This window comes from Rhodococcus sp. R1101 (assembly GCF_000278445.1).
GTDB classification, from domain to species: Bacteria; Actinomycetota; Actinomycetes; order Mycobacteriales; family Mycobacteriaceae; genus Rhodococcus; species Rhodococcus gordoniae.
Genome location: NZ_AJVB01000202.1, coordinates 1 through 6,604, shown reverse-complemented (window position 1 = coordinate 6,604; position 6,604 = coordinate 1). Strand labels below are relative to the sequence as shown.

Below are 6,604 nucleotides of genomic sequence, written 5' to 3'. Positions count from 1 at the left end.
GCAGGATCCTGGCGGCAGCGTCGAGGCCGTCCGCCGTACCGACCGCCACCAGGATGTCCCCGCCCGTGAGGACGAAGTCCGGTGCCGGAGAAGGCATGACCTGGCCCGCACGCATCACGGCCACGACCGACACGCCGGTGCGGGTGCGCAGCGCGGTATCGCCCAGCGCCGCTCCGTCGAACCGGGAATCCTCGTGGACGTGGAGCTGGCGGGTGACGATTCCGGGCATGTCCCGGTGGTCCTCACTCAACTGGGCGACGAGCTGGGGGGCACCGAGCAGGTTGCTGAGCGTCGCCGCCTCCTCGACGGTGAGGGGGAGGGAGGCGGCACACGCATCGGGGTCGCCGGCCTTCGAGATGATGAGGTCGCTGTGACCGTCCCGATGGGTGATCACCCCGATGCGGCGCCCGGACGCCAGTTCGAAGTCCTTGCGTACACCGATCCCGGGGAGCGGAGTCACGTCGACGATCATGCCGAAAGACTAGTCCTCCGGACCGACGGCGTCCGCTCCCCCGGCCCCGAGGGGTGCGAATCGGCCGTCCGGTCCCGGGAGGAACGGCGTGACCTCCACCACGGCGTCCACGGGCAACGGCCCGTACAGGTGCGGGAACCGCATCGACTCGGGGTCCTCCGGCACGCCGGGTTCGAAACGGAGAGGGTCGTCGAGCCGTGTCGGGTCGACGTGCAGCAGCACCAGATCCTCGCGTCCGGAGTACAACCGGTCGGCGGGAAGATGCACCTGCTGCGGCGTGGACAGGTGGACGAAACCCTGGGAGGCGAGGGATGCCGGAACGACGGCCCCGAGAGGTCCGGCGCGGTCCCAGTCGTCTCGGGAGATGATGTGCAGGAGGGTCTCAGTCATGTCGTCATTGTGCGTCGGAAAGCGGATCCGAGACGTCCGCAGCGTCCCGCCCTCTGCGCTGTGAGCGAACACCTGCACGGAAAACCGGCATGTCGCAGCGTTTTCGCTGCTCGATGCGTGAAACGCGCCACGATTGGGCACCCAAGGGAACAACACGTGAACACAAATCGTCTGTCAGAGTAGATCCACCGCGCCGGCCGGTGCGGCGGACCAGACCCCGGCACCCGATATGAGCGGTGGCCAGTTTGGAGGAGTCATGCCCGGTACGTTGACCAGCCCGAAGTTGACCGCTGCAGATCGCTGCGATCGGTGCAATGCTGCCGCTCGTGTCCGCGCCGTCCTTCCCACCGGCGGAGAACTGTTGTTCTGCGGGCACCACGCCAACGAGCACACCGACCGTCTCCGTGAACTCGGAGCGACGATCGTGAGCGAGTCCGACGCCACCGTGTGAATCCGCCGTCCGGAACCGACGTTCTGTCACACGAACGAACCGTCGGTTTCGAGACCCGACCGAATGAACGGGCGACCACCTCGAGGTGGTCGCCCGTTCTCGTCGCCGGGGGCTCGGTGTGCGGCTCACCAGCTCCGCAGGATGGCGATGCGGTCGCGCAGCTGCTCGGCGGTCGCCATCGCCGTCGGCGGACCACCGCACTGGCGACGCAGCTCACCGTGGATCACCCCGTGTGGCTTCCTGGTCCGATGGTGCACGACCGCGACGAGCGAATTGAGTTCGCGGCGCAGCTGCGCCAGGGTGTCTGCGGTCTCGACGCGCTCGGTGACCTGGGGCGGCGGGGCGGGCGCAGGCTCGGCCTTCGGCTTGTTCAGTTGCTGTTCCTGACGCTGACGCAGCAGCGCCCGCATCTGGTCGGCGTCCAGCAGACCCGGAAGCCCCAGATAGTCGGCTTCCTCGTCGGAACCGGCGAATGTGGCGGTGCCGAACGAGGATCCGTCGTAGATGACCTGGTCGAGTTCGGCGTCCGCACCGAGCGAATGGAAGGCCTTCTCGTCCTCGCCGGGCTCGTCCTTACGCCGGTTCGCGTCGGCGAGCAGCTCGTCGTCGAAGCCCTCCTTGACCCGGTGCGGCTTGCCGAGCACGTGGTCGCGTTGCGCCTCGAGCTGGCTGGCGAGTTCGAGCAGCACCGGCACGGACGGCAGGAAGACGCTGGCGGTCTCTCCCGTGCGTCGCGACCGCACGAAGCGGCCGATAGCCTGCGCGAAGAACAACGGGGTCGAGGCGCTGGTCGCGTACACGCCGACCGCGAGTCGCGGAACGTCGACGCCTTCGGACACCATGCGCACGGCGACCATCCACCGCTGGTTGCCCTCGCTGAACTGTGAGATCCGCTCGGACGCCGTGGGGTCGTCCGAGAGCACGACGGTGGGCATCTCGCCGGTCACCGCCTCGAGGATCCTCGCGTAGGCCCGGGCCGTGGTCTGATCGGTCGCGATCACGAGGCCGCCGGCGTCCGGCATCCCGCCGGCACGCAGCTGCTGCAGACGGGTGTTCGCCGCGCCCAGTACCGCAGGAATCCAGTCGCCCTCGGGATCGAGGGCGGTCCGCCATGCCCGGGCCGTCTGCTCGGCGCTGAGAGGCTCGCCCAGACGGGCCGTGAACTCCTCCCCCGCGCTCGTGCGCCAGCGTGCCTCACCCGAGTACGCGAGGAACACGACGGGCCGCACGACGCCGTCTGCGAGGGCGTCGGCATAGCCGTAGGCATGGTCCGCCTTGGACTGCAGCAGACCGTCTCCGTTCGGCTCGTAGGTCACGAACGGGATCGCGCTGTCGTCGCTGCGGAAGGGCGTACCGGTCAGCGCCAGACGGCGGGTCGCGTCGCCGAACGCCTCGAGGATGCCCTCACCCCAGCTCTTCGCGTCGCCGCCGTGGTGGATCTCGTCGAGGATCACGAGGGTGCGGCGCGCCTCCGTGCGTACGCGGTGCTTGAACGGGTGCGAGGCGATCTGCGCGTAGGTGACCACGACGCCCTGATAGTCGCTCGACGTCTGCCCGGTCGAATTCGTGAAGTTCGAGTCCAGGGCGATGCCGATCCGGGCCGCCGCGCCCGCCCACTGGTGCTTGAGGTGCTCGGTGGGGGCGACGACGGTGATCTGGTCGACCGTCCGGTCGCGCAGCAGCTCCGACGCCACCCGCAGGGCGAAGGTCGTCTTACCGGCACCGGGGGTGGCGACCGCGAGGAAGTCACGCGGTTTCGTCGCGAGGTACTTGGTGAGAGCGCGGCGCTGCCAGGCGCGCAGCTGGGCCACAGGGGCGGAGGTCGTAGCTTGTCCGACGGTTTCGGTGCTCACCGGTTTCTCGTGCTCCTTGTCCGCTTCGCTCGGGCCGGTCCCACCGCACTCGTCCGGGTCCCGACCGTCATGCAGCCTATCGTCTCGGACGTCGCGGACCCGCCGAAGCCGCGGCGTCGGCGGGTCAGACGAGGGCTGCGTGGCAGAATTCGATGCGCCCTCACCTGCCTGAGCGCGCACGCGAGCGTGTCATCAGGAATTCTGGAAGTAGATGAACGACACACCACGACCCCACGCACAGGCACCCCGCGGCCGCATACGGCACGCGGTGGGTAAAGGGTGGGAGGTGGTCACGCACACCATGTCCTCGGCATGGGACCATTCGATCTTCAGCAAGGCCGCGACCGCGGCTTTCTGGCAGACCCTCTCGCTGCCCCCGCTGGTGCTCGGTCTGCTCGGCAGCCTGGGGTACGTGGGCGGCTGGTTCGGTCCGGACACGGTCGAGATCATCACGTCCAAGACCGTCACCTTCCTCCGCTCGGTCTTCAGCGACAGCGTGGTCGACCAGATCATCGAACCCACCGTCGCGGACGTCCTCGGCCGCGGACGCGCCGACCTGATGTCGCTCGGCTTCGTGCTGTCGCTGTGGGCCGGCTCGTCGGCGATCTCGACGTTCGTGGACTCGATCGTCGAAGCGCACCATCAGCAGGACCACCGCCATCCGGTGTGGCAGCGGATCTTCGGTCTGCTGCTCTACGTGGTCTTCCTGATCCTCGCGGTCTTCACACTGCCGCTCGTCGCGCTCGGACCCACGCTGATCGGCCGGCTGCTTCCCGATGCATGGTTCGATCTGGGTTCGCAGATCATCGACACCTTCTACTTCCCCGCCGTGGGTCTGCTGCTGCTGATCGGCCTGACGACCCTGTACAAGGTGGCGCTGCCCAAGTCGCTGCCGTGGCACCGACTGCTCGGCGGGGCGGTGCTGGCGGGCGTGTTCTTCCTCACGTCCAGCGTGATCCTGCGGTGGTATCTGACGTGGATCGCCGCTACGGGCTACACCTACGGGGCGCTCGCCGCTCCGATCGCGTTTCTGCTGTTCACATTCTTCCTGGGTTTCGCGGTGGTCCTCGGAGCCGAGTTCAACGCCACGGTGCAACAGTTCTGGCCCGCACGCGCCACGCGTCTGGAGCAGTGGCGGGTATGGCTGGCGGAGCAGGCGGCGCGCGAACCGTCGCCGGACAGTGGGCCCGTGACGAACCTCACCCGCCGACTGACGGGCACCACGACGATCCGGCTGTCCGACCTGATCCGTCCCGGGGAACGCGAACCCGAGTCGTGGCCGATCGACGGGAGACCTGCCGAATCGGGGCCGGCATCCCCCGACGACCCTGCAGGCCACGACGACAAGACATCCCACGACGACAAGGCCGGGGGATCCGAAGTTCCCCCGGCCGAGACCGATCTTCCGCCGGCAGAGAGGCTCTCGCCGGGATCACCCGACGCCACGGTGGACGACGAGCCGTTCCACCCGGTGCCTCAGTCGCCCTTGCGCAAACCGTCGTAGACTTTCTTGCATTCGGGGCACACCGGCGAGCCGGGCTTCGGCGACCGGGTCACCGGAAAGACCTCACCGCACAGCGCAACCACGTGGGTACCCATGACCGCACTCTCGGCGATCTTGTTCTTCTTCACGTAATGAAAGAACTTGGGGGTGTCGTCGTCGGTCGTCTCGTCGGTGGTGGTATCCGGCCGTTCCTTGATATCCGTGCTCACGTGTCCATGATGCCGCACGGAGAGGCCGGATGCGTATGTGCGTGCGACGGTTCGTCGTGGGAAGGTGGAAGACATGGCGAGAACTCACGGTTTCGGCGGATCCCCCGAGAACGGATCGCCCGACAACCCGGTTCTGATCACAGCGGCGGAGACGTCGCTCGAGGATCAGCACCGAGCACGGGTTCGCAAATACCTCACGATCATGTCGTTCCGCATACCGGCACTGCTCCTGGCGGCGATCGCGTACGGCATCTGGGAGAATCCCTGGATTTCGATGGCGATCATCGGGGTGTCGATTCCGTTGCCATGGATTGCGGTTCTCATCGCCAACGACCGGCCGCCGCGCCGGAAGGACGAACCGAGTCGCTGGGACGGTCGCTTCGAGGACGCTCCGGCGATCGAGGCGTCGACCCACCGCGTGATCGACGGCTGACGGAGAGAGCGAGCGGGGAGCTTGCGAGAATGTCGTGGTGGACCGCGACCTTCTCCTGTCTCTCTGCCCGGCTCTTCGCACCGCATTGATCCGGTGCCGCTACGACCTCGACACCGTGCGGGATCTGCTCGGCCCCGACGCGCACGCCGCACTCGGGCGCAGCGAACCCGTCCCCGCCCGGCGCGTCGCGCGGAGCGCCGGTGATCTCGGCGTGCTCGTCCGGCTGTTCCTCCTCCAGGACACCTGCGCCGAGACGGAGGTGGCGCACGCCCTCGAACCGGTGACGCCGGAGCAGGCCGTACGAGCGGGCCTGCTCGAACGCGACGGCGACGGCCTGCGCGCCGCACTCGATCTGAGACCCCTCGACGCCGGTACCGGAAGTCGCTGGGTGTTGTCGGATCTCGACGGTTCGATCCGGCCCGTCCCGACCCGTCCCGATCACGTTCTCGGCGTCGGGCAGGCCTCTTTGTCGTTGTTGCAGGCGACCCCCAGCGATCGGGTCGGCTCGGTGCTCGATCTGGGTACCGGCTGCGGAGTGCAGGCGATCCGGGCCGCGGACCACGCGGAGAAGGTCACCGCGACCGACATCAATCCCCGGTGCCTGGCCCTGGCCGCCGCGAGCGCGGCGCTCAACGGGATCGACCTCGATCTTCTCGAGGGCTCCTGGTTCGATCCGGTCGCCGGCCGCACCTTCGATCGGATCGTCGCGAATCCGCCGTTCGTGGTGAGCGCGGGACGTGTCGAGCACAGCTACCGCGACTCCGGTCTCGACCTCGACGGTGCCAGCAGGCTCATGATCTCGCAGGCGGCCGAGCACCTGAATCACGGCGGGACCGCCGCGATGCTCGCCTCGTGGGTGCACGTCGAGGGTGAGGACTGGCGGACCCGGGTCGCATCGTGGTTGCCGTCGCAGGGCGTGGACGCCTGGATCGTGCAGCGCGACGTCGCCGATCCCGCCCTGTACGTCGGCACGTGGCTGAGGGACGGCGACGCCGACCAGCGCGAGCCGGAGGTCGCGGTGCGCGCCGAGCAGTGGCTCGACCACTTCGCCGAGCACGGTGTCGAAGGAGTCGGGTTCGGATTCGTCTACCTGCGTCGCACCGATCTGCCGTCCGACGTGATGGCCGAGGATCTGCGGCACGCCTTCACCGATACCCTGGGCGACGAGGCGATCGACTACTTCCGCCGCCTCGACTGGCTGCGTACGCACGAGGTTCCGGACGCCCGGTTCGTGGTACGCCCCGACACGGCGCTCGAGCGGGTGCATCTGCCCGGCGCGGAGGGCTGGGAAC

The 6,604-nt window shown here is 68.3% G+C and carries 8 protein-coding genes; 4 read left to right on the top strand and 4 right to left on the bottom strand.

Annotation, left to right across the window (positions count from 1 at the left end; genetic code table 11):
• Both R1101_RS0113565 and R1101_RS0113560 read right to left on the bottom strand, forming a co-directional pair.
• Positions 1–472 (bottom strand): cation:proton antiporter regulatory subunit (locus R1101_RS0113565; protein WP_016933957.1); only part of this gene is annotated, 472 nt, incomplete at its 3' end.
• 9 nt (positions 473–481) lie between these two features.
• Positions 482–862 (bottom strand): DUF952 domain-containing protein, encoded by a 381-nt coding sequence (locus R1101_RS0113560; protein ID WP_016933956.1) that lies wholly within the window; start codon positions 860–862, stop codon positions 482–484.
• A 256-nt stretch (positions 863–1,118) separates the two neighbouring features.
• Between R1101_RS0113560 and R1101_RS0113555 the strand changes: the two genes are divergently transcribed.
• Positions 1,119–1,313: a DUF7455 domain-containing protein gene (locus R1101_RS0113555; protein ID WP_006551338.1), complete on the top strand. Its 195-nt coding sequence runs from the start codon at positions 1,119–1,121 to the stop codon at positions 1,311–1,313.
• Between the two features lie 125 nt (positions 1,314–1,438).
• Here R1101_RS0113555 and R1101_RS0113550 read toward each other — a convergent pair whose 3' ends face one another.
• A complete protein-coding gene (locus R1101_RS0113550) occupies positions 1,439–3,166 on the bottom strand; it encodes a DEAD/DEAH box helicase (protein WP_026003243.1) in 1,728 nt (575 codons plus the stop codon).
• Positions 3,167–3,377: 211 nt separating this feature from the next.
• Between R1101_RS0113550 and R1101_RS0113545 the strand changes: the two genes are divergently transcribed.
• Complete coding sequence (locus R1101_RS0113545) at positions 3,378–4,670, top strand: YihY/virulence factor BrkB family protein (RefSeq protein ID WP_026003242.1); 1,293 nt, start codon at positions 3,378–3,380, stop codon at positions 4,668–4,670.
• On the opposite strand, the gene R1101_RS0113540 is transcribed toward R1101_RS0113545, so the two are convergent.
• The gene (locus R1101_RS0113540; RefSeq protein ID WP_006551335.1) at positions 4,643–4,879 is read right to left on the bottom strand and encodes a DUF3039 domain-containing protein; all 237 of its coding nucleotides are present in this window, start codon (positions 4,877–4,879) and stop codon (positions 4,643–4,645) included. The genes R1101_RS0113545 and R1101_RS0113540 overlap by 28 nt on opposite strands.
• Positions 4,880–4,952: 73 nt before the next feature.
• Between R1101_RS0113540 and R1101_RS0113535 the strand changes: the two genes are divergently transcribed.
• Together R1101_RS0113535 and R1101_RS0113530 are read left to right on the top strand one after the other, a co-directional pair.
• Positions 4,953–5,312, top strand: coding sequence for a DUF3099 domain-containing protein (locus R1101_RS0113535; RefSeq protein ID WP_016933953.1), 360 nt, complete (start codon positions 4,953–4,955; stop codon positions 5,310–5,312).
• Positions 5,313–5,349: 37 nt separating this feature from the next.
• Positions 5,350–6,604 (top strand): DUF7059 domain-containing protein (locus tag R1101_RS0113530; RefSeq protein ID WP_026003241.1); only part of this gene is annotated, 1,255 nt, incomplete at its 3' end.

What these genes read in the sequence shown, in the direction of transcription:
- R1101_RS0113560 (WP_016933956.1), bottom strand. Translation starts at nt 862, where the DNA reads ATGACTGAGACCCTCCTGCACATCATCTCCCGAGACGACTGGGACCGC.
- R1101_RS0113555 (WP_006551338.1), top strand. Translation starts at nt 1,119, where the DNA reads ATGCCCGGTACGTTGACCAGCCCGAAGTTGACCGCTGCAGATCGCTGC.
- R1101_RS0113545 (WP_026003242.1), top strand. Translation starts at nt 3,378, where the DNA reads ATGAACGACACACCACGACCCCACGCACAGGCACCCCGCGGCCGCATA.
- R1101_RS0113535 (WP_016933953.1), top strand. Translation starts at nt 4,953, where the DNA reads ATGGCGAGAACTCACGGTTTCGGCGGATCCCCCGAGAACGGATCGCCC.